The sequence below is a fragment of the Myroides pelagicus genome (assembly GCF_009711055.1).
Classification (GTDB): domain Bacteria; phylum Bacteroidota; class Bacteroidia; order Flavobacteriales; family Flavobacteriaceae; genus Flavobacterium; species Flavobacterium pelagicum.
Window position 1 is genome coordinate 1 of sequence record NZ_WMJY01000087.1, and the last position, 816, is coordinate 816.

Sequence of the window (816 nt, forward strand, 5' to 3'; positions counted from 1 at the left end):
GTCTCGTCCTGAAATAGCTTTACACTCTAAATGTTATAATTATGGGAAAATTGACAGAACAAAAAACAAATCAATCAAAAACTTACGGGAATTCGTATCCATTATCAGTTAAGCAAAAGGTTGTTTCAGAGATAAAGTCTGGTGCTTTTAGTAATAGGTCAGCAGCAAAAAGATATGGAATAAGTCGTAATACAATTAACTCTTGGGTAATTGAAGATTCTTTACTAACTTTTAAACTCAGTAATTTAAGAGAAGAAGTTATGGCAAAACCAGTTGAGCAAGAAACCGTTGTAAAAAAGCTTAATAAACAAGTTATAGAACTTCAAAAAGCACTCGAAAAAGCAAATTTGAAGCTTGAAACTTTAGAAACTTTGATTAAAGTTAGTGAGCAGGATTTAAAGATAAAAATCAGAAAAAAGTCTGGAGCCAAACAGTCCAAATTATGAAAAACAAGCACCCAAAAGTTAGCTTAGAAAATCTTTGTGGGCTGTTTGGCTTTAGTAGACAAGCATATTACGAAGCAATTACAAGGAGAAACACTGAGCTTATCTCCAATAGTATTGTACTTTGTTTAGTTAGTGAGATTAGAAAGGATATGCCTTTTATAGGAACTAGAAAGCTTCTACATCTTTTAGAACCTAAACTTGAAGAACATACAATCAAAATAGGCAGAGACCAGCTCTTTAATTTACTGCGATTTCATGGTCTTTTGATTCGTCGTCGAAAAAAGATTGCCCGAACTACAAACTCTAATCACCCTTACAAACGTTACCCTGACTTAATTAAAAACCTTGAAGTTACTAGGTCAAATCAAGT

1 protein-coding gene and 1 pseudogene are annotated in these 816 nt (G+C 32.8%); both read left to right on the forward strand.

The annotated features are described in order from the left end of the window. Positions 1 to 41 precede the first annotated feature (41 nt). Positions 42 to 446, forward strand: coding sequence for a hypothetical protein (locus GJV77_RS14665; RefSeq protein ID WP_155035895.1), 405 nt, complete (start codon positions 42 to 44; stop codon positions 444 to 446). Beyond that, a pseudogene (locus GJV77_RS14670) lies at positions 443 to 816 on the forward strand (IS3-like element ISElsp1 family transposase); the annotation flags it as partial. The gene GJV77_RS14665 and the pseudogene GJV77_RS14670, both read left to right, overlap by 4 nt.